The organism is Streptomyces sp. NPDC046712 (assembly GCF_040645695.1).
GTDB lineage: Bacteria > Actinomycetota > Actinomycetes > Streptomycetales > Streptomycetaceae > Streptomyces.
Genome location: NZ_JBEYYW010000026.1, coordinates 1 through 22,553, shown reverse-complemented (window position 1 = coordinate 22,553; position 22,553 = coordinate 1). Strand labels below are relative to the sequence as shown.

The window sequence follows — 22,553 nt, the reverse complement described above, 5'->3', positions numbered from 1 at the left end:
CGTATCCGGTCGGAAGGGCCACGGCGGAACGATGTCCGCCGGATGAGACGACAGGTGAGACATCCTGACCTCGTGCGAAAACACCACGAGCTGTCCCGGCTGGAGGCGGCGCTGCGTGCGGCGGTCGCCGGAGACGTCGACTTCGGCGCCACGGCCAGGGCCCTGATGACGATGGACGCCTCCAACTACCGCCGGGTTCCGGCGGGTGTGGTCGCCCCCCGGGACGCCACGGACGTGGCGGCGGCGCTGGAGGTGTGCCGCTCGTTCGGGGTGCCGGTCGTCGCCCGCGGCGCGGGCACGTCGATCGCCGGCCAGGCCACCGGGACGGGCGTCGTGCTCGACTTCACACGGCACATGCGCGCGATCGTCTCCGTGGACCGGGAGGCACGGACGGCCGTCGTCCAGCCGGGGGCGGTGCTCGACCGTTTGCGGGATGCCGTTCGCCCGTACGGGCTGACCTTCGGCCCCGATCCGTCCACGCACAGCCGCTGCACCCTCGGCGGCATGATCGGGAACAACGCGTGCGGGGCGCACTCGGTGGCCTGGGGCACGACCGCCGACAACGTGACCTCGATCGACGTCCTGACGTACGGCGGGGCGTCGCTCCGCCTCGGCCGGGACTGGCAGGGCGCGCCGGAGGGGCTGCGGGAGCTGGTCGGCCGCAATCTGGCGGCGCTGCGGACGGGCTACCCGGCCGGGCTGCCGCGGCGGATCTCCGGCTACGCGCTCGACGCGCTGCTGCCGGAGCGGGGCGCGGACGTGGCCCGCTCGTTCTGCGGCAGCGAGGGCACGCTGGGCGTGCTGACGGAGGCGACCGTACGGCTGGTGCCACTGCCCTCCGCACCGGTCCTCGCCGTCCTCGGGTACGCGGACGAGAGCGCGGCGGCCGACGCGGTGGCGGGGCTGCTGCCGCTCGGGCCGCTGACGGTGGAGGGGATGGCCGCCGATCTGGTGCGGGGCGAGGCGGGCCTGCCGCGCGGTGGCGCCTGGCTGTTCGTCGAGACGGACGGACTCGCCTCGGCGCAGGAGCTGGTCCGGGCGGCGGACGCGCTGGACTCCGTGCTGGTCACGGACCCGGCCGGGCAGCGGGCGCTCTGGCGGATCCGGGAGGACGCGGCCGGCACGGCGACCCGGATGCCGGACAGCACCGAGGCCTGGCCGGGGTGGGAGGACTGCGCGGTGCCGCCGGCACGGCTCGGGGCGTATCTGCGCGAGTTCCGCTCCCTCCTCGCGGAGCACGGGCTGCGGGGGACGCCGTACGGCCACTTCGGCGACGGCTGCATCCACGTCCGTATCGACTTCGATCTGTACACGGGGGCCGGGATCGGCCGCTTCCGGGAGTTCTCGGAGGCGGTGGCGGACCTGGTGGTCGCGCACGGGGGCTCGCTGTCGGGGGAGCACGGGGACGGGCAGGCGCGGGCGGAGCTGCTGTCGAAGATGTACGGCCCCGAGCTCGTGGCGCTGTTCGGCGAGGTCAAGGACGTGTGGGACCCGGACGGCGGACTGAACCCGGGGATGCTGGTGCGGCCGCGGCAGCTCGACGAGGGTCTGCGCTTCGCGGGGCTGCCCGTCGTCGTTCCCGAGGTGGCCCGCTGCGTCGGCGTCGCGAAGTGCCGGGTGGCGGCCCCGAGCTCCGGACCGGAGGTGATGTGCCCCTCGTACCGCGCGACGGGGGAGGAGCGGCACTCGACGCGCGGCAGGGCGCGGCTGCTGCACGAGATGGCGCTCGGCGAGGTGATCACGGACGGCTGGCGCTCGGAGGAGGTCATGGAGGCCCTCGACCTGTGTCTGTCGTGCAAGGGGTGCCGGAGCGACTGCCCGGTGGGCGTGGACATGGCCACGTACAAGGCGGAGTTCCTGGACCGCCACTACGCGGGCCGGCGTCGGCCGTGGTCGCACGTCACGATGGGCCGGCTGCCGCAGTGGCTGCGCGTGTTCGGCCCGGCGCTCAACCTCGCCCGCGCGCTGCCCTCCCGTCTCGCGGGCGTCACTCCGGAACGGGAGCTGCCGCGCGTCGCGTCCCGGACGTTCGTCTCCTGGTTCGGCACGCGCCTGGAGACGGCCTCCGACGTCCTGCTGTGGCCGGACACCTTCACCAACCATCTGGCCCCGCAGGTGGGCCGGTCGGCGGTACGGGTCCTGGAGGCGGCCGGCGTACGGGTGGGGCTGCCGCCGGGCCGGGTGTGCTGCGGGCTCACCTACGTCTCGACGGGGCAGCTGGACCGGGCGCGGAAGGTGATGGGCAGGACGCTGGACGTACTGGACGCGGTGCCCGGGCATCCGGTGGTCGTCCTCGAACCCTCCTGCGCCGCGACCCTGCGGACGGACCTCCCGGAGCTGCTCGCCGACGACCCGCGGGCGGCGCGTGTGGCCGCCTCCGTCCGCACCTTCGCCCAGGCCCTGGAGGAGTTCGCCCCGACGTGGGAACCGCCGCGTCTGGACCATCCGGCCGTCGGCCAGACCCACTGCCACCAGCACGCGATCCTCGGCGACGCCGCCGAACGCCGGTTGCGTGAACGGGCGGGTCTGACAGGTGACTTGAGTGGCGGCTGCTGCGGCCTGGCGGGCAACTTCGGCTTCGAACCGGGCCATTACGAGGTGTCGGTGGCCTGTGCGGAGGACCAGCTCCTGCCGGCGGTCCGGGCCGCGGACGAGAACGCCGTCCTCCTGGCGGACGGTTTCTCCTGCCGTACCCAGTTGGACCATCTGACGGGCCGCCGCGCCCGCCATCTGGCGGAGGTCCTCGCGGACGCGCTGGTGGCTAGGGGGAACGAGTGAACGTGCGGCGGTAGGTCCGGGGCGGTACGCCGCGGCGGCGCACGAACTGTTCGCGCAGGACGGCCGCGCTGCCGTAGCCGACCAGGCGGGCGATCTCCTCGACCGGGAGGTCGGTCGTCTCCAGGAGCTCCTCCGCCCGGCCGAGCCGCAGGCCGAGGACCCAGGCGTGGGGCGTGGTCCCGGTCGCGGCGGCGAAACGGCGGGCGAAGGAGCGGCGGCTCATCAGCGCGCGGCGGGCCAACTCGGCGACGGGCAGCGGCTCGTGGAGGTGTTCGCGGGCCCAGGCGAGCACGTCGGCGAGCCGTTCGTCCTCGCCGTCCTCGGGGACGGGCGCGGCGAAGTACTGGGCCTGGCCGCCGTCGCGGTGCGGGGGCAGGACGAGGTCCCGGGCCAGGGTGTTGGCGGCGGCGGCCCCGTACTCGCGGCGCAGCAGATGCATGCACAGGTCGAATCCGGCGGCGGCGCCCGCGCCCGTGAGGATGCGGCCCTCGTCGACGTAGAGGGCGTCCGGCTCGACGGTGACCGACGGATGGCGGCGCGCGAGCAGGTCGGCGAACCGCCAGTGGGTGGTGGCCCGCAGCCCGTCGAGCAGCCCGGCCGCGGCGAGCGCGAACGCGCCGACGCAGTGCGCCCCGACCAGCGCGCCACGCGCGTGGGCGGCGCGGAGCGCGTCGAGCACGGGGACGGGCGGCGGGGTGCGGAAGTCGGCCCAGGGGAGGGCGAGTACGAGATCGGCGGCGGCGAGCCGGTCGAGGCCGTGGGAGACGGTGAGCGGGACGCCGAGGTCGGTGGGGACCTGCCCGGGCTGGTCGGCGCAGAGCGCGAAGTCGAAGCGCGGGAGGCCCGCGGGGGGAGCGCCGAAGACCTCGGAGACGAGTCCGACGGCGAGCATGCCGACGCGGGGCGGGGTGTAGGCGGCGACGTTCAGGAACGGCGGCATGCGGGGGAGTGTGGCAGAAAACCCGCGATCGGTGGCAGGAGGGCCACTCGTCGACGGCCTCCGACCCGGCGAGGCTGGGGGACATGACAGACCAGCCGCGCGGCAACACCGCCACCTTCACCGTCCTGACCACCGGCTACACCCTCTCCACGGGCCCGGGGGTGGCCGCCACCGTCTCGTACGTCACCGACGGCGACCGGCATGTGATCGTCGACCCCGGCATGGTGGCGAGCCGTGACCGCATCCTCGGTCCGCTGGCCGAACTGGGCCTGGGCCCGGACGACATCACCGACGTCGTGCTCAGCCACCACCACCCGGACAACACCATGAACGTGGGCCTGTTCGGCCAGGCGCGCGTCCACGACCACAAGGCGGAGTACCGGCACGACCAGTGGACGGACCGGGACGCCGAGGGGCATGAACTCACCCCGTCCCTGCGCCTGATCCGCACCCCGGGCCACAGCCCCGAGGACATCACGCTCCTCGCCGGCACCGCCGACGGCGTGATCGCGTTCGTCGGCGACCTCTGGTGGCGCCCGGACGGCCCGACCGACGACCCGGTGTCCCCGGACCACGACCTCCACCGCGCCTCCCGCCTCCGCGTCCTGGCGTCGGCCGACGTGATCGTCCCGGGTCATGGGAGGCCGTTCGAGGCGGGGTCCGACGCGCCGCTGTAGGACGCGGCCGACCACGCGTTGGCGGGTCACGCGTTGGCGGACCACGCGTTGGCGGGTCACGCCTCCGTCACTCGCCCTCCGCGATCTCCCTCGCCAGTGCCACCAGCAGCGCCGTCGCCGGGTGGGGGGAGGCGTCGCGCCAGGCGAGGAGGACGTGGATAGGTGGGGCGTCCCGGAGGGGGCGGTAGGTGACGCCCGGGTGGGGGTGCATGGCCGCCGTCGAGGCCGAGGAGACGCCCACGCCGCGGCCCGCCGCGATCGCCGTCAGCCAGTCGTCGGTGTTGGCCACCGTGAGCGTGGTCGCCGGGCGGTGTGACGGGGGCCAGAGGTCGAGCGTCGTCGTGCCGGAGACGGTGTTGAGGACGACCGTTCCGTCCGCGAGGTCCGCCAGCGTCAGCGACGTACGCGAGGCGTGCTCGCTGTCCGCCGGGACCGCCGCGACCCGGTTCTCCGTCGCCAGTTCCTCCGTCGCCAGGCCCGGCGCCTCCACCGGCCCCCGCAGCAGTGCCGCGTCCACCTCGCCCCGGACGAGCCCGGCCGTGCGGTCGTCGATGCGCAGGAGTTCCAGCGGGGTGTCGGGGTGCTCGCGCTGCCAGCGCCGGAGCAGGGGAGTGGTGTACGGGCCGAACGCCGACCACGCGTGCCCGAGCCGCAGCGGCCGCCGGCGCAGTCGTTCCGGGTCCAGGGCCGCGTCGAAGGCCGCGACGGCCGCCGCCGCCCGGTCGTGGAAGGCGCGGCCCTCGGCGGTCAGCGCCACATGGTGGGTGGAGCGGTCGACGAGCCGGGTGCCGAGGTGTTTCTCCAGGGCGGCGAGCGTGCGGGAGACGGCGGGCTGGGTGAGGTGGAGCCGGGCCGCGGCCCTCGTCACGTTGCCCTCCTCGGCGATGGCGAGGAAGCAGCGGAGATGGCGCAGCTCGATGCTCGTGCGACTCATGCGCCCGGAGCATAACCGCAGCCCAATCGGCATTTCACGCGCCGCGCTCGGGCTCGTAGCGTGAGAGTGGGAGCCCGTTTGACGAGTGCAGTATTCTGGACTGAGAGTCCAATCTGATGAACTATGCGAGGGAGTGAGCCGGTGGACAGCCCGGTCAAGGACATCGTCGTCGGCGCACCGGTCGCCACCGGGACCGCCCCGGCCCGCACCCGCGCCACCCGCCTCGGTCCCGTCGCGCTCGTCGTCGCCGGCGGTCTGTCCGTGCAGTTCGGGTCCGCCGTCGCCGTCCTGCTCATGCCCCGCGCCGGCGCCCTCGGCGTCGTCACCCTGCGCCTCGTCCTCGCCGCCGCCGTCCTGCTGATCGTCTGCCGCCCCAGGGTCCGCGGCTACGGTCGCGCCGACTGGGGCACCGTCGTCGCCTTCGGTACCGCCATGGCGGGTATGAACATCCTGTTCTACCAAGCCGCGGACCGGATCCCGCTCGGCGCCGCGGTGACCCTGGAGGTCCTCGGCCCGCTGATCCTCTCGGTGATCGCCTCGCGCCGCCTGATGAACCTGCTCTGGGCGGGGCTCGCCCTCGGAGGTGTCGTCCTGCTCAGCGGCGGCGGCTTCGACCGGCTGGACCCGGTGGGCGCCGCCTTCGCGCTCGGCGCCGGCGCCATGTGGGCGACGTACATCGTCTTCAGCGCCCGCACCGGCCGGCGCTTCCCGCAGGCGGACGGCCTCGCGCTGGCGATGGCGTTCGGCGCCGTGCTCAGCCTGCCGTTCGGCATCGTCGAGGCGGGCGGCAAGCTGCTCGTGCCCTCCACGATCGGCCTCGGCCTCGCCGTCGCGCTGATGTCCTCCGTCCTCCCGTACACCCTCGAACTCCTCGCCCTGCGCCGCCTCCCCGCCCCCACCTTCGCCATCCTCATGAGCCTGGAACCGGCCATCGCCGCGACCGCCGGCTTCCTCGTCCTGAGCCAGGCCCTGTCCCTGACGGACGCGGCCGCGATCGCCCTGGTCATCGCGGCGAGCATGGGCGCGGTCCGCACCCAGGTGAAGCGGGCGGCCCTCCCGCCGTCCGGGTAGCCGGGCTCTGGCGTACATACGAGGCGGCCCCGCACCGTGAGTCCTGGGTGCCGGGCCGCTGGCTGACGACCACATCGGGGGACACCCGGACCTGATCCGGGGACACCCGGGACTGCGCCGCGCTCGCCGTGCCCGGCGTCTCCTTGCTGGTCAGGGGCGCTTCAGCTGCACCTTCCTCCGCGTTGTCGCGCCCTGCCAGACGACTCCGGCCGAACGGCCTACGGACCTACGGGGTGTACTGGCCGGCGTACTCCTCGGTCGGCGGGGTCGTGGTGATCACGTCGATGAGCACCCCGTCCGGCGCCCCGACGATGAAGTGCCGCTGACCGAAGTCCTCCGTGCGCAGCGGGAGCAGTTCGGGCAGCCCCGCCTCGCCGACCAGCCGACGGTGCTCCGCGTCCACGTCCGTCACCTCGAAGTTGAGCAGCAGGCCGCCCTGGGTGGGGGTGCGGTATCCCTCCGGGAGGGTCGGGTGGCTGTGGTCGAGCAGCGCGAGCTCGTACTGCGGTGCGTCGGGGCGGCGCAGGCTCACGTACCAGTCGGCCTCGAAGGTGACCGTGAAGCCGAGATGGCGGGTGTAGAAGTCGCGGGCCGCGGCGACGTCGCGGGTGCAGATCACGGGGTAGAAGCTGTCGAGCCCGGTTTTCATGACATGACCCCTCGTTGTGTGTGGATTTCGCATACCCAAGGTATGTGAACCGGGCGGTTAGCATACCCCGGGTATGCGAAATGGGAAGGGCGGTGTGTGACGGTGCCGGACGAGCGGGCGGCGGGCAGTCGGGCGGAGCAGCGGGCGGCGACCCGGCGGGCGCTGTTGGCCGAAGGGCGGCGGCGGTTCGCCGAGGACGGCTATCACGGCGTGGTCCTGACCGAGGTGGCCCAGGCCGTCGGGGTCACCAAGGGCGCCGCCTACCACCACTTCGACAGCAAGCTGGGGCTCTTCCGCGCCGTTGTCGCCGAGGTCCAGCGGGACCTGGGTGAACGGGTCGCGGCAGTCGCGGAGGAGTACACCGACCCCTGGGAGCAGCTGCGCGCCGGCTGCCGGGCCTTCCTGGCGGCCGGCTCCGACCCGGCCGTACGGCGGATCGTGCTGGTCGACGCGCCGACCGTGCTGGGGTGGGAGGAGTGGCGGGCTCTGGACGAGGAGTCCTCCGCCCGGCATCTGACGGAGGCCCTGACGGCCCTGATCGAGGCCGGGATCGTCGCCGAGCAGCCGGTCGAGCCGCTGGCGCGACTGCTGTCGGGGGCGATGAACGAGGCCGCGCTGTGGCTGGCCCGAAGCGGTACGCCCGAGGCGCTGGAGCTCACGGTGAGCGCCTTGGACGGCCTGCTGTCCGGCATCCGCCGACGGGATTCCTGAGCCCGGGCGGGATCGGGCCACCAGTGGCCGCCGACGGGTTTCCCGAGCCCGAGGCCGCGCCGGCGCTCGCGGCGCTGGTCGTCGGGGCGGTCTGGGTCGCCGGGTGGTCCGTCGCCACGGTCGGTGCGATGCGCCGAGCGCCGAGCGAACGGCCGAAAAACTAAAGCAAGCACGCTTGATTGTTTCCGGCTCCGCTGCCATGCTCCTCGGCACACGCCCGTGTCCCGAGGGGAGCGCACCGTGTCCGACCCTGCCGTCGTCCTCGACGATCTGCGCAGCGAGAGCGAGGAAGTCGACCTCCTCGTCAGGGAGTTGAGCGAGGACGCGTGGGCAGCGCCCACCCCCGCGCCCGGCTGGACGATCGCCCATCAGATCGCCCACCTCGCCTGGACCGACCGGGCGGCCCTGCTCGCCGCCACCGACCCCGACGCCTTCGCCGCCGAGGCCGAGAAGGCCCTCGCCGCGCCCGGCACCTTCGTCGACGAGGGCGCGCAGGAGGGCGCCGCGCTCCCGCCCGCCGAGCTGCTCGGACGGTGGCGCGTGGGCCGCGAACGGCTTCAGACGGCTCTGCGCGCGGCCCCGCCCGGCGCCCGTTTCCCCTGGTACGGGCCGCCCATGAGCGCCACCTCCATGGGCACCGCCCGGCTCATGGAGACCTGGGCGCACGGGCAGGACATCGCCGACGCCCTCGGGGTCGTCCGCGAGCCGACCGCCCGGCTGCGGCACGTGGCCTGGATCGGCATCCGGGCCCGCGACTACGCGTATCTCGTCCGGGGTGCCACCCCGCCGGCGGAGCCGTTCCGGGTCGAACTCACCGGCCCCGACGGCGAGGAGTGGCTGTACGGACCCCAGGACGCCGCCCAGCGGATCACCGGGCCCGCCGTCGACTTCTGCCTTCTCGTCACCCAGCGCGTCCACCGGAAGGACACCGCGCTCCGGGCCGAGGGCGAGGACGCCGACGCGTGGCTCGACATAGCCCAGGCATTCGCGGGCCCCGCGGGAAGCGGTCGCGCACCCAAGGGGGCCTGATGGACGTCCTCCGGATCGGCAACGCCTCCGGGTTCTACGGCGACCGCTTCGACGCCGTGCGCGAGATGCTCACCGAAGGCGAACTCGACGTCCTCACCGGCGACTACCTCGCCGAACTGACCATGCTCATCCTCGGCCGGGACCTCCTGAAGGACCCGAACGCCGGTTACGCCAAGACCTTCCTGCGGCAGATGGAGGAAGGGCTCGGCCTGGCCCACGAGCGCGGCGTCCGCATCGTCACCAACGCCGGCGGCCTCAACCCGGCCGGCCTCGCGGAGGCGCTCTCCGGCCTCGCGAGCAGGATCGGCCTGCCCACCCGTATCGCGTACGTCGAAGGCGACCGCCTCCCCGCCACCGACGGAGTCCTCACCGCCAACGCCTACCTCGGCGGCGCCGGCATCGCCGCCTGTCTCGCCGCCGGCGCCGACGTCGTGGTCACCGGCCGCGTCACCGACGCCGCCCTCGTCACCGGGCCGGCGCAGTGGAGGTTCGGCTGGCGGCCGGAGGACCCCGACCGGCACGACAAGCTGGCGGGCGCGGTCGTCGCCGGGCACGTCCTGGAGTGCGGCACCCAGGCCACCGGCGGCAACTACGCCTTCTTCCGCGAGCACGACCCGCGCGTCCTGCGCCGTCCCGGATTCCCGCTCGCCGAGATCCACGCCGACGGCAGCTCCGTCATCACCAAGCACCCCGGCACGGGCGGGGTCGTCGACCTCGGCACGGTCACCGCGCAGCTCCTGTACGAGACGTCCGGCGCGCGGTACGCGGGGCCCGACGCGACCGCCCGGCTCGACACCGTACGGCTCACCCAGGAGGGGCCCGACCGGGTGCGGATCGACGGCGTACGGGGCGAGGCCCCGCCGCCCACCCTCAAGGCGGGGCTCACCAGGATCGGCGGCTTCCGCAACGAGGTCGTCTTCGTCCTCACCGGCCTGGACATCGAGGCCAAGGCCCAACTCGTCAGGGACCAGGTCGAGGACGCCTTCGAACGCACCAAGTCCCGCCCCGCCGAGGTCCGTTGGGAGCTGGCGCGCACCGACCGCGCCGACGCCGCGACCGAGGAGACGGCGAGCGCGCTGCTCCGCCTCGTCGTCCGCGACCCCGCCCCCGAACCCGTGGGCCGCACCCTCAGCGGCGCCGCGATCGAACTCGCCCTCGCCAGCTACCCCGGCTTCCACGTCACCGCCCCGCCCGGCAAGGGCGCGCCCTACGGCGTCTTCGAGACCCGGCACATCCCGGCGTCCGACGTCCCGCACACAGCCGTCCTCCCCGACGGGAGCCGCGTCACCCTCCCCGTACCCGCGGACACCCGGGAGCTGGAGCCGGTCGACCCGCCCCCGCTGCCCGAGCCCCTGCCGGAAGGGCCGACACGACGCGTGCCGCTCGGTCTCGTCGCCGGCGCCCGCAGCGGCGACAAGGGAGGCGACGCGAACATCGGCGTCTGGGTCCGTACGGACGACGCCTGGCGCTGGCTTGTGCACACCCTCACGGTCGAGAAGGTCAGGGACCTCCTGCCGGAGACCGCCGGCCTGGACGTCGTACGCCACGTCCTGCCGAACCTGCGCGCGGTGAACTTCGTCGTCACCGGCCTCCTCGGCCAGGGCGTCGCCTCCCAGGCCCGCTTCGACCCCCAGGCCAAGGCCCTCGGCGAGTGGCTCCGCGCCCGCGACATCGACGTACCGGAGGAACTGCTGTGACCGTCCTCGCCTCCGCCCTCGACACGGGCGGACCCGACTACGCGGCCCACCGCGCCGCCATGCTCGACAAGCTCGCCGCCCTCGACAGCGAGCACGCCAAGGCGCTCGCCGGCGGAGGCGAGAAGTACACCGAACGGCACCGCGGGCGCGGCAAGCTGCTCGCCCGCGAGCGCATCGAGCTGCTCGTCGACCCGGACACGCCGTTCCTGGAGCTGTCCCCGCTCGCCGCCTGGGGGAGCGACTACCCGGTGGGCGCGTCGATCGTCACCGGCATCGGCGTCGTCGAGGGCGTCGAGTGCCTGATCACGGCCAACGACCCGACCGTCCGGGGCGGCGCCTCCAATCCGTGGACGCTTAAGAAGGCCCTGCGCGCCAACGAGATCGCGTACGCCAACCGGCTCCCCGTGATCTCGCTCGTCGAGTCCGGCGGAGCCGATCTGCCGTCCCAGAAGGAGATCTTCATCCCCGGCGGGGCGCTGTTCCGCGACCTCACCCGGCTCTCCGCCGCCGGCATCCCCACCATCGCGGTCGTCTTCGGCAACTCGACGGCCGGCGGTGCGTACGTCCCCGGCATGTCCGACCACACGGTGATGATCAAGGAGCGGTCGAAGGTCTTCCTCGGCGGTCCGCCGCTGGTGAAGATGGCGACGGGGGAGGAGAGCGACGACGAGTCGCTGGGCGGCGCCGAGATGCACGCCCGTACCTCCGGACTCGCCGACCACTACGCCGTGGACGAGGCCGACGCGCTGCGCCAGGCCCGGCGGATCGTCGCCCGGCTCAACCACCGCAAGGCGCACCCGGACCCGACAGTCCTCGCGGAGCCTCCGAAGTACGACGAGGACGAGCTGCTCGGGATCGTGCCGGGCGACCTGAAGACGCCGTTCGATCCGCGTGAGGTGATCGCCCGGGTCGTCGACGGCTCGGACTTCGACGAGTTCAAGCCGCTGTACGGGCCGAGTCTGGTGACCGGCTGGGCCACCCTGCACGGCTATCCCGTCGGCATCCTCGCCAACGCCCAGGGCGTGCTGTTCAGCGCGGAGTCGCAGAAGGCCGCGCAGTTCATCCAGCTCGCCAACCAGCGCGACATCCCGCTGGTCTTCCTGCACAACACCACCGGCTACATGGTCGGCAAGGAGTACGAGCAGGGCGGCATCATCAAGCACGGCGCGATGATGATCAACGCGGTGTCGAACTCGAAGGTCCCGCATCTCAGCGTGCTCATGGGGGCGAGTTACGGCGCCGGGCACTACGGCATGTGCGGCCGGGCCTACGACCCGCGCTTCCTCTTCGCCTGGCCGAGCGCCAAGTCGGCCGTGATGGGGCCCCAGCAGCTGGCCGGCGTCCTGTCGATCGTGGCGCGCGCCTCGGCGGCGGCGAAGGGGCTTCCGTACGACGACGAGGCCGACGCGGGGCTGCGCGCGATGGTCGAGGCGCAGATCGAGTCGGAGTCGCTGCCGATGTTCCTGTCCGGGCGGCTGTACGACGACGGCGTCATCGACCCCCGCGACACGCGCACGGTCCTCGGGCTCTGCCTGTCAGCGATCCACACGGCACCGGTCGAGGGCGCCCGCGGCGGCTTCGGCGTCTTCCGAATGTGAGGCCTCAACCCATGATCTCTACTGTCCTCGTCGCGAACCGGGGCGAGATCGCCTGCCGGGTGTTCCGTACGTGCCGGGAGCTGGGCATCGGGACGGTCGCCGTGTACTCGGACGCGGACGCCTCCGCCCTGCACGTACGGGAGGCGGACGCGGCCGTACGGCTGCCGGGGGCGACACCCGCCGAGACGTACCTGCGCGGCGATCTCGTGGTGAAGGCGGCGCTGGCTGCGGGCGCGGACGCGGTGCACCCGGGGTACGGCTTCCTGTCGGAGAACGCGGAGTTCGCGCGGGCGGTCACGGACGCCGGTCTGGTGTGGATCGGCCCTCCGCCTTCCGCGATCGAGGCGATGGCCTCCAAGACGCGGGCGAAGGAGCTCCTCGGGATCGCCCCGCTCCTGGCCGCCGACGTCACCGAGGCGGACCTGCCGGTCCTGGTGAAGGCGGCGGCGGGTGGCGGCGGCCGTGGCATGCGTGTCGTGCGGGCCCTCTCCGCGCTGGATTCCGAACTGGCGGCGGCCTCGGCGGAGGCGGCGAGCGCGTTCGGGGACGGCGAGGTGTTCGTCGAGCCGTACGTGGAGAACGGCCGGCACGTGGAGGTCCAGATCCTGGCGGACGGCCAGGGAACGGTCTGGGCGCTCGGCACCCGTGACTGCTCGCTCCAGCGCCGGCACCAGAAGGTCGTCGAGGAGGCGCCGGCACCGGGCCTGCCGCCCGAGCTCGTGGCCTCCCTGCACGCGACGGCCGTGGGGGCGGCGAAGGCGGTCGGGTACGTGGGCGCGGGCACGGTGGAGTTCCTGGTCGCGGACGGCCGGGCGCACTTCCTGGAGATGAACACCCGCCTCCAGGTGGAGCATCCGGTGACGGAGGAGGTGTACGGGGTCGACCTGGTCGCCCTCCAGCTCGCGGTGGCCGAGGGCACCCCGCTCCCCCCGGAGCCCCCGGCCCCGAGCGGCCACGCGATCGAGGCCCGCCTCTACGCGGAGGACCCGGGCGCGGGTTGGACCCCGCAGACGGGGGTGCTGCACGCGCTGGAGTTCCCGGCGGGCCTGCGGGTCGACACCGGTTACGTCTCCGGTGATGGCGTCGGGGTGCATTACGACGCCATGCTCGCCAAGGTCGTCGTCCACGCACCCACCCGTGCCGAGGCCGTCCGCAAGCTCGCGCACGCGCTCGACCGCGCCCGGGTCCACGGGCCCGTCACCAACCGGGGCCTGCTGGTCGCCTCGCTGCGGCACCCCGACTTCCAGGACACCGGACGGCTCGACACCGGCTTCTACGAGCGGAACCTCGACGCGCTGACGCAGGCGCCGCCCGGGGAGGCGTACGCCGCCGTCGCCGCCGCGCTCGCGGAGGCCGAGGGCAACCGGGGGCGGTTCGGGGGCGGGTGGCGGAACCTCGCCTCGCAGGACCAGGTCAAGGCGTACGGCGACCACGAGGTCCGCTACCGGCCCACCCGCGACGGGTACACCGTCACCGCCCCCGAGGGCATCCGCGTCGTGAGCGCCGCACCCGACCGCGTGCGGCTCGAAGTCGACGGGGTCGTACGGGACTTCGACGTCGCCCGGTACGGGGACCACGTCCACGTCGGACCCCACCGGCTCACCCCGCGGCCCCGTTTCGCCGACCCCCGCGAGCAGACCGCCCCCGGCTCTCTCCTCGCGCCCATGCCCGGCACCGTCGTCCGTCTCGCGGACGGCCTCGCCGTCGGCGACGAGGTCACCGCCGGGCAGCCGCTCCTCTGGCTGGAGGCCATGAAGATGGAGCACCGCGTCATCGCCCCCGCCTCCGGCACGCTCACCGCGCTGCACGCCGTCCCCGGCCGCCAGGTCGAGGTCGGCGCCCTGCTCGCCGTCGTACAGCCGGCCGTACAGACCGAAGCACAGGAGGAACAGACCGTATGAGCAGCGTCATCGAGTCCTCGGAACACACCGCCCTCCGCTCCGCCGTCGCCGCCCTCGGCCACCGTCACGGCCCCGGTTTCGACCGGGCCGCGCTCTGGGCCGAGGCCGGGAAGCTCGGTTACCTCGGGGTGAACCTGCCCGAGGAGTACGGCGGCGGGGGCGGCGGCATCGCCGAACTCTCCATCGTCCTGGAGGAGGCGGGCGCGGCCGGCGCGCCGCTGCTGATGATGATCGTCTCACCGGCGATCTGCGGCACGGTCATCGCCCGGTTCGGCACCGACGACCAGAAGCGGGAATGGCTGCCCGGCCTCGCCGACGGCAGCCGCACCATGGCGTTCGGCATCACCGAGCCCGACGCCGGTTCCAACTCCCACCGGATCACCACCACCGCCACGAGGACCGAGGCGGGCTGGGTGCTCAACGGGCGCAAGGTCTTCGTCTCCGGCGTCGACATCGCCGACGCCACCCTCATCGTCGGCCGCACCTCCGACGCCCGCACCGGCAACCTCAAGCCCTGTCTCTTCATCGTGCCCCGCGACGCCCCCGGCTTCGGCCGCCGCGCCATCGACATGGAACTCGCCGCCCAGGAGAAGCAGTTCGAGCTCGCCCTCGACGACGTCCACCTACCGGCCGATGCGCTGGTCGGCGACGAGGACGCCGGGCTGCTCCAGCTCTTCGCCGGGCTCAACCCCGAGCGGATCATGACTGCCGCATTCGCGATCGGCATGGGCCGCTACGCCCTCGACAAGGCCGTCGCCTACGCCAAGGAGCGCCAGGTCTGGAAGTCCCCGATCGGCGCCCACCAGGCCATCGCCCACCCCCTCGCCCAGGCCCACATCGAGCTGGAGCTGGCCCGGCTGATGATGCAGAAGGCCGCCCATCTCTACGACGCCGGTGACGACATCGGCGCGGGAGAGGCCGCCAACATGGCGAAGTACGCGGCCGGCGAGGCCTGTGTGAAGGCCGTCGACCAGTCCGTCCACACCCTCGGCGGCAACGGCCTCACCCGCGAGTTCGGCCTCGCCCGGCTCGTCACGGCCTCCCGCGTGGCGCGGATCGCCCCGGTCAGCCGGGAGATGGTCCTGAACTACGTGTCGACCCACTCCCTGGGGCTGCCCAAGTCGTACTGAACCCGCTCGCGGTCGTCGACGGCCTTCTCGGGCAGGACGGCGACCTCGTCGATCCACTGCCGGACGCGCGCCTCGAAGTCCACGTGGCCGACCTCGTGGTGGGCGGCCACGTAGCGCAGGGCGGGCGGCTTCTTCCACCAGTCCTTCTGGTGCTGGGCGGCCTTGCGGACGTAGATCTCGGCACCGACGGCGTTGGTGTGGAAGTGGACCTCCAGGTGCTGCGGGCGGTCCGGCCCGGTCACGGCCTGGGTGTCGACGAGGCGGAAGCCCTGCCGCATGTAGAGGATGTGCCGCTCGGTGCGCGGAATGAAGTCGTCGTCGATCTTCGCGCTGCCGCCGGAGTACCCCGCGGCGGCGAAGGCGTCGAGCACCGCCTCGTGCAGCGGCGTCGCGCCGATGCGCAGGGGGTCGCTGTCCGTCCGGTCCTCGATGCCGTCGGCGTCGACGAGGGTGTAGAGCGCCAGCCGTACGCCTTCGAGTCGCTTCTCGCGCACCTCGGACACCGGGCTCTCCCACCGCAACCGGAACCGGAGGGGCACGCGCCGCTCCCCGCCCTTCTCGATGGTGAAAAGGCTGGTTGCCCGGAAGTGCGCGAACGTGTCGCCCGAATCCGTGTCGACCTCGGCGCTCTTGCCGAGGGCGGGCGAGGCGTTGGCGACGAGCTTCACGTCGACCGCCCGGACGGACACGTCCCGGTCGGGGGCCCGCAGCACGATCTCCCCGCGCAGCAGCCCTCCCGGCTGCACCGCCTCGTCCGGTATGACGGTGTCGACCTCCAGCGGAATCCCGCTGACCGCACCGCCCTTGCCCAACAGTCGTTTGAACACCATGCGCGCAGGCTAACCGCCCGGATCCGCCAAGAACCATGCATGCATGCTTGCTTGTTTTCTGGGGTGCTGACAGGGTCTCCCCAAGTCGCACCCGTAGCAGCGATCCTGGCGATCACCTTCCACCTCTCCAGGGGGCCACGCATGGTGTTCCACAGCGAGTACGCGGATGTTCGGACCGTCTCCCTCCCCATCCACGAGGCGGTCCTCGGCCGGGCCGCCGAGTTCGGCGACACCCCCGCCCTGATCGACGGGGCCGGCGGGCTCACGCTCACGTACGCCCAGATCGACGGGTTCCACCGGCGGGTCGCCGCCGGCCTCGCCGAGGCCGGGGTCCGCAAGGGCGACGTCCTCGCCCTGCACAGCCCCAACACCGTGCTGTTCCCCGTCGCGTTCTACGCCGCCACCCGCGCCGGCGCTTCCGTCACCACCGTCCATCCGCTGTCCACGGCGGAGGAGTTCGCCAAGCAGCTCCGCGACTCCTCGGCCCGCTGGATCGTCACCGTCTCCCCGCTGCTCGCGACGGCCCGCGCGGCCGCCGAACTCGCGGGCGGCATCGAGGAGATCCTCCTCTGCGACACGGGCGACGACTGCCGCTCCCTCCAGTCCTTCCTGGCGTCCACCGCCCCCGAGCCGGCCGTGGAGTTCGACCCCGACGAGGACGTCGCCGCCCTGCCGTACTCCTCCGGCACCACCGGGGTCCCCAAGGGCGTGATGCTCACGCACACCTCGATCGCGACCAACCTGGCCCAGCTCGAACCCTTCATCCCGATGGGCCCGGGCGACCGCATCCTCGCCGTCCTGCCGTTCTTCCACATCTACGGGCTCACCGCACTGATGAACGCCCCGCTGCGGCAGGGCGCCACCGTCGTCGTCCTGCCCCGCTTCGAGCTCGACCAGTTCCTCGCGGCGATCCAGAACCACCGCATCAACGGCCTGTACGTGGCCCCGCCGATCGTCCTCGCGCTCGCCAAGCACCCGGCCGTCGCCGACTACGACCTGTCCTCCCTGGAGTACATCGTCAGCGCCGCCGCCCCGCTCGACGCCTCCCTCGCCGAGGCGTGCTCGGCCCGGCTGAAGCTGCCGCCGGTCCGCCAGGCGTACGGCATGACCGAGCTGTCCCCCGGCACCCACGTCGTCCCCCTCGACGCCGTCAACCCCCCGCCCGGCGCCGTCGGCAGGCTGCTCCCCTCCACCGAGATGCGGATCCTGTCCCTCGACGACCCGGCGCGGGACGCCGAGCCGGGCACCGAGGGCGAGGTCGCCATCCGGGGCCCGCAGGTCATGAAGGGCTACCTCGGCCGCCCCGACGCCACCGCCGCGATGATCGACGCCGACGGCTGGGTGCACACCGGCGACATCGGCCGGGTCGACGAGGACGGCTGGCTCTTCGTCGTCGACCGCGTCAAGGAACTCATCAAGTACAAGGGCTTCCAGGTCGCCCCCGCCGAACTCGAGGCGCTGCTGCTCACCCACGAGGGGATCGCCGACGCGGCCGTGATCGGCGTGAACGACGAGGACGGCGCCGAGATACCCAAGGCGTTCGTCGTCCGTCAGCCGAGCGCGGCGGACCTGAGCGGCGAGGACGTGATGACGTACGTGGCCGGGAAGGTCGCCCCGTACAAGAAGATCAGGCGTGTGGAGTTCATCGACGGGGTGCCGCGGGCAGCGTCGGGGAAGATCCTGCGCCGAGAGTTGAGGGACCGCGAATGAAGCTCGACCGTGGCATCGCCACCCTGACACTGGACTCCCCGGAGAACCGCAACGCCCTCTCGGCGGCCCTGGTCGCCGAGCTGGCGGAGGCGCTGGCGGAGTGCGGACAGGACCCGGCCGTACGGGCGGTGCTCCTCACCCACACCGGCTCGACGTTCAGCGCCGGCGCGGACCTGAAGGCACCGCCCAGCCCCTACGCCTTCGTGGCGCTGCTCCGGCAGATCGTGTCCCTGCCGAAGCCGGTCGTGGGGCTCGTGCGGGGCCATGTGCGGGCGGGCGGCCTGGGGCTGTTGGGGGCCTGCGACATCGTCGTGGCCTCGGAAGGCTCGGACTTCGCGCTGACCGAGGTACGGATCGGGGTCGCGCCCGCCGTCATCTCCCTGACGCTGCTGCCGAAGCTGGCGCAGCGGGCGGCGGAGCGGTACTACCTGACGGGGGAGCGGTTCGGGCTCGCGGAAGCTCGCGCCATGGGCCTGGTCACCGCGGGCGAAGAGTCCCTGGACGCGATCCTGGAAGGGCTGCGCAGGGGGTCCCCGCAGGGGCTGGCCGAGTCGAAGCGCCTGGTCACGGCTAAAGTCCTGGAGACCTTCGAGCGCGACGCGGAGGACCTGGTCCAGCGGTCGGCCTCGCTCTTCGCCTCCGCCGAGGCGCGCGAAGGGATGACGGCCTTCCTCGAACGACGGGACCCTGAATGGCGGCTCTGACCGGCCCGAAGCAGGACAGGAGCCGCGCCACCCGGCAGCGGCTCCTGGAGGCGGCGGTGTCCTGCCTGGCCGAACACGGCTGGGCGGGCTCCACCGTCTCCGCGGTGGCCGAGCGCGCCGGGGTGTCGCGCGGCGCCGCGCAGCACCACTTCCCGACCCGGGAGGACCTGTTCACGGCGGCCGTCGAGTACGTCGCCGAGGAACGCTCCCAGGCCCTGCGCGCGCTGCCGGCCCGCGACCGCCACGAGGCCGTCGCGGCCCTGGTCGGCCTCTTCACCGGCCCGCTCTTCCGCGCGGCCCTCCACCTCTGGGTGGCCGCGGCCCACGAGCCCCAGCTCCACGCCCGGGTCACCGAACTGGAGGCCCGTGTCGGCCGCGAGTCCCACCGCATCGCGGTGGAACTCCTCGCCGCGGACGAGTCCGTCCCCGGTGTACGGGAGACGGTGCAGGGCCTCCTCGACATGGCCCGCGGGCTGGGCCTCGCCACCCTCCTGACCGATGACGCGGCGCGCCGCGAACGGGTGGTGGCCCAGTGGTCGAAGCTCCTGGACGAGGCCCTCGGCTGAGCACTGCCGCGGTTGGGCCCGTGGCTCCGCCGCCCCGCGCTGCTCAGGCCTCCAGGACGGCGCGGGCCAGACCCATCCGGTCCCAGATCTCCAGGGTGCGCGGCTGGATGCCGACGGCCTTGGCGTACGGGAGGCGGGCCGGCAGCCGGTCGACGAGCCGGGCTCCGGGCCCGTTGTGACCGGCGCCACATCCATCCCGCGCGCCTCGCAGTACTCTGGTCGCATGCTTTCGCTCGTACGCCGCCGCCACGTGGACTTCCTCCGCGTCACGAGCATGGGCTGTCGGCGCTCCGCCTGACCTCGAAGCCCACCCTCACTTCAGGCACCCGCGCCCCCGCCCCACCCCTGGCGGCGAGCCCGGGCTCCCGTACACCCCGCGGACGCACACCATGACGCACACCTCGTACCCCTCGCAGCTCCCCATCGTCGACCTCGCCGCCGCCGACCGCGGCCCCCAGGACCGGCGACTCCTCCACGCGCAGCTCCACAGCGCCGCCCACGACGTCGGCTTCTTCCAGCTCGTCGGGCACGGCATCACCGAGGCGGAGACCCGGGCGCTCACCTCCGCCATGCGGGCCTTCTTCGCACTGCCCGAGGCCGACCGGATCGCCCTCGACACCACCAACTCGCCGCACTTCCGTGGCTACACCCGGATCGGCGACGAACGCACCGGCGGCTCCCGCGACTGGCGCGACCAGCTCGACATCGGCGCCGAGCGCCCCGCGCACGTCCCCGGCCCCGGCGAGGCGCCGTACTGGTGGCTCCAGGGACCGAACCAGTGGCCCGCCGCCCTCCCCGAGCTGCGCCTGGCCGCCCTGAACTGGGTCGAGCGCCTCAGCGCGGTCGCCGAGCGGCTGCTGCACGAGCTGCTCGCCTCGATCGGCGCGCCCGCCGACTTCTACGACGACGTCTTCGGCGACCGCGCCCACCCGCACCTCAAGCTGGTGCGCTATCCGGGAAGCGCGGGCGACGGCGCCGACCAGGGCGTGGGCGCCCACAAGGACTACGGCTTCCTGACCCTGCTCCTGCAGGACCACGTCGGCGGCCTCCAGGTCGAGCGCGAGGACGGCGCCTTCCACGACGTACCGCCGCTGCCCGGCGCGTTCGTCGTCAACCTCGGCGAACTCCTCGAAGTGGCGACGAACGGCTATCTGCTCGCCACCAACCACCGGGTGGTCTCCCCGCCCGGGGCGACGGAGCGCTACTCCGTCCCGTTCTTCTACAACCCGCGGCTCGACGCCCGGATCGCTCCGCTGCCGTTCCCGTACGCCTCGACGGCGCCCGGGATCACGACCGACCCGGCGAACCCGCTGTTCGCCGAGTACGGCCGCAACGAACTCAAGGGCAAGCTGCGCGCCCACCCGCTCGCCGCGGCCCGCCACCACGCGGACCTGCTGCTCGCGGAGGAGCGCCAGCTCACCGCAGCGGGCTGAGTCAGCCCGCGAACGCCGCCAGGTCGGCGTAGCCCGCGATCTCCTGCGGGTCGCGCCGGCCGGGGCCGATGTACCGCGCCGAGGGCCGCACCAGGCGTCCCGTGCGCTTCTGCTCCAGGATGTGCGCCGACCAGCCGGCCGTACGGGCGCAGCTGAACATCGACGTGAACATGTGCGCCGGAACCTCGGCGAAGTCCAGCACGATCGCCGCCCAGAACTCGACGTTCGTCGCGAGGACGCGGTCGGGGCGGCGGTTGTGCAGCTCCTCCAGGGCGGCCTTCTCCAGCGCCTCCGCGACCTCGAAGCGCGGCGCGGCGAGCTCCTTGGCCGTGCGGCGCAGGACGCGGGCCCGCGGGTCCTCGGCGCGGTAGACGCGGTGGCCGAAGCCCATCAGACGCTCGCCCTTGTCGAGGGCCTGCTTGACGTACGCGGTGGCGTCACCGGTCCGCTCGATCTCCTCGATCATGCCGAGGACGCGGGACGGGGCACCGCCGTGCAGGGGGCCGGACATGGCGCCCACGGCACCGGACAGGGCCGCGGCCACGTCCGCGCCGGTCGAGGCGATGACGCGCGCGGTGAACGTGGAGGCGTTCATGCCGTGCTCGGCGGCCGAGGTCCAGTAGGCGTCGACGGCCTTGACGTGCTTCGGGTCGGGCTCGCCGCGCCAGCGGATCATGAACCGCTCGACGACCGACTTCGCCTTGTCGATCTCGCTCTGCGGCACCATCGGCAGACCCTGGCCGCGCGCCGACTGGGCGACGTACGACAGGGCCATGACGGCGGCCCGGGCGAGGTCGTCGCGGGCCTGCTCGGCGGAGATGTCCAGGAGCGGTTTGAGGCCCCAGACCGGGGCGAGCATGGCGAGCGCGGACTGGACGTCGACGCGGATGTCACCGGAGTGCACCGGGATCGGGAACGGCTCGGCCGGCGGCAGACCGGGGTCGAACGCGCCGTCGACGAGCAGGCCCCACACGTTGCCGAACGAGACGTGGCCGACCAGATCCTCGATGTCGACGCCGCGGTACCGAAGAGCGCCGCCCTCCTTGTCCGGTTCGGCGATCTCCGTTTCGAACGCGACGACTCCCTCGAGTCCGGGTACGAAGTCGGACATCAGGCGGCTCCTCTATCGATGATCAATCATCCGGGGGTTGTGGTTGGCAGGGATGAACAGCTATCCAGCGAAAGAGTCTGTACGGTTCCGATGATGCGGGGAAGCGTGACATCCGGCACACTGCGCCGATCCGGCGAGGAAGGGTTAGCGGGCCGCTGCGCCGGGCAGACTGCGTCTCTGCGGCAGGATGGCCCCTGTGACTGACGCTCTCGATCCCGCCGACATGCGCGAGCAGTACCGCACCACGGAGCTGACTGTGGCCGACCTCGCCCCCGAACCGATCGAACAGTTCACGCGCTGGTTCAAGGAGACCGCCACGAACCCGGCGATCCACGAGCCGAACGCGATGGTCGTCTCGACCGCGACCCCCGACGGCCGCCCCTCCTCCCGCACGGTGCTCCTGAAGCACTACGACGAGGCCGGCTTCGTCTTCTACACCAACTACAACTCCCGCAAGGGCGGCGAGCTGGCGGCCAACCCGTACATCTCGCTCCTCTTCCCCTGGCACCCGCTGGCCCGCCAGGTCATCGTCACCGGCCGGGCGGTCCGCACCGGCCGGGAGGAGACCGTCGGGTACTTCCGCACCCGCCCGCACGGCTCCCAGCTGGGCGCCTGGGCCAGCCACCAGTCCTCGGTGATCGAGTCGCGCGAGGAGCTCCTCGCCCGGTACGAGGAGCTGGCCGCGCGCTACCCGGACGACGAGCAGGTACCGGTGCCGCCGGAGTGGGGCGGTTTCCGGGTCGTACCGGAGACGGTGGAGTTCTGGCAGGGGCACGAGAACCGACTGCACGACCGGCTGCGGTACGTACGGGTGGACTCGGGCGACGAGTGGCGCGTGGAGCGCCTGTCACCCTGACCCGGCTCACGCCGACAGCTTGGTCGGCGGGGCCCTCCTCGAACACCGCACCCTGACCGAACTCGCCCCGACGCTGCTGGGCCTGGCCGCGCTGAGCGTCTAGCGGTCGCGTGCGTGGCTGGTGTGCCGCGGCGGCGGGTCAGAGGCTGCGGGCGGTGATGTTGCCGTGGGCGGTGGTGGCGTGGATGTCGAGTGCGGTGGTGCCGTTGTTCTTGAGGGTGTTGTCGA

Annotated in this window: 20 protein-coding genes; 14 read left to right on the top strand and 6 right to left on the bottom strand. The window is 73.1% G+C overall.

Annotation, left to right across the window (positions count from 1 at the left end; all coding sequences use genetic code 11):
• Positions 1 to 42 precede the first annotated feature (42 nt).
• Positions 43 to 2,778: an FAD-binding and (Fe-S)-binding domain-containing protein gene (locus tag ABZ939_RS28455; protein WP_361861095.1), complete on the top strand. Its 2,736-nt coding sequence runs from the start codon at positions 43 to 45 to the stop codon at positions 2,776 to 2,778.
• On the opposite strand, the gene ABZ939_RS28450 is transcribed toward ABZ939_RS28455, so the two are convergent.
• Positions 2,762 to 3,718, bottom strand: coding sequence for a helix-turn-helix domain-containing protein (locus tag ABZ939_RS28450; RefSeq protein ID WP_361861092.1), 957 nt, complete (start codon positions 3,716 to 3,718; stop codon positions 2,762 to 2,764). The two genes, ABZ939_RS28455 and ABZ939_RS28450, sit on opposite strands and share 17 nt — an antisense overlap.
• Before the next feature lie 83 nt (positions 3,719 to 3,801).
• Between ABZ939_RS28450 and ABZ939_RS28445 the strand changes: the two genes are divergently transcribed.
• Positions 3,802 to 4,395, top strand: coding sequence for an MBL fold metallo-hydrolase (locus ABZ939_RS28445; RefSeq protein WP_361861089.1), 594 nt, complete (start codon positions 3,802 to 3,804; stop codon positions 4,393 to 4,395).
• Between the two features lie 67 nt (positions 4,396 to 4,462).
• On the opposite strand, the gene ABZ939_RS28440 is transcribed toward ABZ939_RS28445, so the two are convergent.
• The gene (locus ABZ939_RS28440) at positions 4,463 to 5,362 is read right to left on the bottom strand and encodes a LysR family transcriptional regulator (RefSeq protein ID WP_361861086.1); all 900 of its coding nucleotides are present in this window, start codon (positions 5,360 to 5,362) and stop codon (positions 4,463 to 4,465) included.
• Positions 5,363 to 5,491: 129 nt separating this feature from the next.
• On the opposite strand from ABZ939_RS28440, the gene ABZ939_RS28435 reads away from it, so the two are divergent.
• The gene (locus ABZ939_RS28435) at positions 5,492 to 6,400 is read left to right on the top strand and encodes an EamA family transporter (RefSeq protein ID WP_361861321.1); all 909 of its coding nucleotides are present in this window, start codon (positions 5,492 to 5,494) and stop codon (positions 6,398 to 6,400) included.
• Positions 6,401 to 6,626: 226 nt separating this feature from the next.
• On the opposite strand, the gene ABZ939_RS28430 is transcribed toward ABZ939_RS28435, so the two are convergent.
• Positions 6,627 to 7,049: a VOC family protein gene (locus ABZ939_RS28430; RefSeq protein WP_361861083.1), complete on the bottom strand. Its 423-nt coding sequence runs from the start codon at positions 7,047 to 7,049 to the stop codon at positions 6,627 to 6,629.
• A gap of 96 nt (positions 7,050 to 7,145) precedes the next feature.
• On the opposite strand from ABZ939_RS28430, the gene ABZ939_RS28425 reads away from it, so the two are divergent.
• The 6 genes from ABZ939_RS28425 (at position 7,146) to ABZ939_RS28400 (ending at position 15,115) form a co-directional block, all read left to right on the top strand.
• Positions 7,146 to 7,760, top strand: a complete 615-nt coding sequence (locus tag ABZ939_RS28425) for a TetR/AcrR family transcriptional regulator (protein WP_361861080.1) — start codon at positions 7,146 to 7,148, stop codon at positions 7,758 to 7,760.
• Between the two features lie 240 nt (positions 7,761 to 8,000).
• Entirely contained in the window at positions 8,001 to 8,789 is a 789-nt protein-coding gene (locus tag ABZ939_RS28420; protein WP_361861078.1) for a TIGR03084 family metal-binding protein, read from the top strand.
• Positions 8,789 to 10,486: an acyclic terpene utilization AtuA family protein gene (locus tag ABZ939_RS28415; protein WP_361861075.1), complete on the top strand. Its 1,698-nt coding sequence runs from the start codon at positions 8,789 to 8,791 to the stop codon at positions 10,484 to 10,486. Before ABZ939_RS28420 ends, ABZ939_RS28415 begins: the two co-directional genes overlap by 1 nt.
• Positions 10,483 to 12,084, top strand: a complete 1,602-nt coding sequence (locus ABZ939_RS28410) for a carboxyl transferase domain-containing protein (RefSeq protein ID WP_361861072.1) — start codon at positions 10,483 to 10,485, stop codon at positions 12,082 to 12,084. The genes ABZ939_RS28415 and ABZ939_RS28410 overlap by 4 nt, the downstream gene beginning before the upstream one ends.
• An 11-nt stretch (positions 12,085 to 12,095) precedes the next feature.
• The gene (locus ABZ939_RS28405) at positions 12,096 to 13,985 is read left to right on the top strand and encodes a biotin carboxylase N-terminal domain-containing protein (RefSeq protein WP_361861069.1); all 1,890 of its coding nucleotides are present in this window, start codon (positions 12,096 to 12,098) and stop codon (positions 13,983 to 13,985) included.
• Entirely contained in the window at positions 13,982 to 15,115 is a 1,134-nt protein-coding gene (locus ABZ939_RS28400) for an acyl-CoA dehydrogenase (RefSeq protein ID WP_361861066.1), read from the top strand. Before ABZ939_RS28405 ends, ABZ939_RS28400 begins: the two co-directional genes overlap by 4 nt.
• On the opposite strand, the gene ABZ939_RS28395 is transcribed toward ABZ939_RS28400, so the two are convergent.
• Complete coding sequence (locus ABZ939_RS28395; protein WP_361861063.1) at positions 15,073 to 15,945, bottom strand: sporulation protein; 873 nt, start codon at positions 15,943 to 15,945, stop codon at positions 15,073 to 15,075. The genes ABZ939_RS28400 and ABZ939_RS28395 overlap by 43 nt on opposite strands.
• Before the next feature lie 141 nt (positions 15,946 to 16,086).
• Here ABZ939_RS28395 and ABZ939_RS28390 point away from each other — a divergent pair, with 141 nt between their 5' ends.
• Genes ABZ939_RS28390 through ABZ939_RS28380 form a run of 3 tightly spaced genes read left to right on the top strand, consistent with a single transcriptional unit; the run spans position 16,087 to position 18,925 of the window.
• A complete protein-coding gene (locus tag ABZ939_RS28390) occupies positions 16,087 to 17,655 on the top strand; it encodes a 4-coumarate--CoA ligase family protein (protein ID WP_361861060.1) in 1,569 nt (522 codons plus the stop codon).
• Entirely contained in the window at positions 17,652 to 18,359 is a 708-nt protein-coding gene (locus ABZ939_RS28385) for an enoyl-CoA hydratase family protein (protein ID WP_361861057.1), read from the top strand. The genes ABZ939_RS28390 and ABZ939_RS28385 overlap by 4 nt, the downstream gene beginning before the upstream one ends.
• Complete coding sequence (locus ABZ939_RS28380; RefSeq protein ID WP_361861054.1) at positions 18,347 to 18,925, top strand: TetR/AcrR family transcriptional regulator; 579 nt, start codon at positions 18,347 to 18,349, stop codon at positions 18,923 to 18,925. The genes ABZ939_RS28385 and ABZ939_RS28380 overlap by 13 nt, the downstream gene beginning before the upstream one ends.
• A 43-nt stretch (positions 18,926 to 18,968) precedes the next feature.
• Here ABZ939_RS28380 and ABZ939_RS28375 read toward each other — a convergent pair whose 3' ends face one another.
• Complete coding sequence (locus ABZ939_RS28375) at positions 18,969 to 19,175, bottom strand: hypothetical protein (protein WP_361861327.1); 207 nt, start codon at positions 19,173 to 19,175, stop codon at positions 18,969 to 18,971.
• Positions 19,176 to 19,314: 139 nt separating this feature from the next.
• Between ABZ939_RS28375 and ABZ939_RS28370 the strand changes: the two genes are divergently transcribed.
• The gene (locus ABZ939_RS28370) at positions 19,315 to 20,358 is read left to right on the top strand and encodes a 2-oxoglutarate and iron-dependent oxygenase domain-containing protein (RefSeq protein WP_361861051.1); all 1,044 of its coding nucleotides are present in this window, start codon (positions 19,315 to 19,317) and stop codon (positions 20,356 to 20,358) included.
• Position 20,359: 1 nt separating this feature from the next.
• On the opposite strand, the gene ABZ939_RS28365 is transcribed toward ABZ939_RS28370, so the two are convergent.
• The gene (locus ABZ939_RS28365; protein WP_361861048.1) at positions 20,360 to 21,469 is read right to left on the bottom strand and encodes a citrate synthase 2; all 1,110 of its coding nucleotides are present in this window, start codon (positions 21,467 to 21,469) and stop codon (positions 20,360 to 20,362) included.
• Positions 21,470 to 21,665: 196 nt separating this feature from the next.
• On the opposite strand from ABZ939_RS28365, the gene pdxH reads away from it, so the two are divergent.
• On the top strand, positions 21,666 to 22,325 hold the full coding sequence (pdxH, locus tag ABZ939_RS28360) for a pyridoxamine 5'-phosphate oxidase (RefSeq protein ID WP_361861045.1): 660 nt from the start codon (positions 21,666 to 21,668) through the stop codon (positions 22,323 to 22,325).
• Positions 22,326 to 22,553 lie beyond the last annotated feature (228 nt).

What these genes read in the sequence shown, in the direction of transcription:
- ABZ939_RS28405 (WP_361861069.1), top strand. Translation starts at nt 12,096, where the DNA reads ATGATCTCTACTGTCCTCGTCGCGAACCGGGGCGAGATCGCCTGCCGG.
- ABZ939_RS28415 (WP_361861075.1), top strand. Translation starts at nt 8,789, where the DNA reads ATGGACGTCCTCCGGATCGGCAACGCCTCCGGGTTCTACGGCGACCGC.
- ABZ939_RS28430 (WP_361861083.1), bottom strand. Translation starts at nt 7,049, where the DNA reads ATGAAAACCGGGCTCGACAGCTTCTACCCCGTGATCTGCACCCGCGAC.
- ABZ939_RS28365 (WP_361861048.1), bottom strand. Translation starts at nt 21,469, where the DNA reads ATGTCCGACTTCGTACCCGGACTCGAGGGAGTCGTCGCGTTCGAAACG.
- ABZ939_RS28440 (WP_361861086.1), bottom strand. Translation starts at nt 5,362, where the DNA reads ATGCCGATTGGGCTGCGGTTATGCTCCGGGCGCATGAGTCGCACGAGC.
- ABZ939_RS28400 (WP_361861066.1), top strand. Translation starts at nt 13,982, where the DNA reads ATGAGCAGCGTCATCGAGTCCTCGGAACACACCGCCCTCCGCTCCGCC.
- ABZ939_RS28390 (WP_361861060.1), top strand. Translation starts at nt 16,087, where the DNA reads ATGGTGTTCCACAGCGAGTACGCGGATGTTCGGACCGTCTCCCTCCCC.
- ABZ939_RS28395 (WP_361861063.1), bottom strand. Translation starts at nt 15,945, where the DNA reads ATGGTGTTCAAACGACTGTTGGGCAAGGGCGGTGCGGTCAGCGGGATT.
- ABZ939_RS28450 (WP_361861092.1), bottom strand. Translation starts at nt 3,718, where the DNA reads ATGCCGCCGTTCCTGAACGTCGCCGCCTACACCCCGCCCCGCGTCGGC.
- ABZ939_RS28445 (WP_361861089.1), top strand. Translation starts at nt 3,802, where the DNA reads ATGACAGACCAGCCGCGCGGCAACACCGCCACCTTCACCGTCCTGACC.
- ABZ939_RS28385 (WP_361861057.1), top strand. Translation starts at nt 17,652, where the DNA reads ATGAAGCTCGACCGTGGCATCGCCACCCTGACACTGGACTCCCCGGAG.
- ABZ939_RS28455 (WP_361861095.1), top strand. Translation starts at nt 43, where the DNA reads ATGAGACGACAGGTGAGACATCCTGACCTCGTGCGAAAACACCACGAG.
- ABZ939_RS28370 (WP_361861051.1), top strand. Translation starts at nt 19,315, where the DNA reads ATGACGCACACCTCGTACCCCTCGCAGCTCCCCATCGTCGACCTCGCC.
- ABZ939_RS28380 (WP_361861054.1), top strand. Translation starts at nt 18,347, where the DNA reads ATGGCGGCTCTGACCGGCCCGAAGCAGGACAGGAGCCGCGCCACCCGG.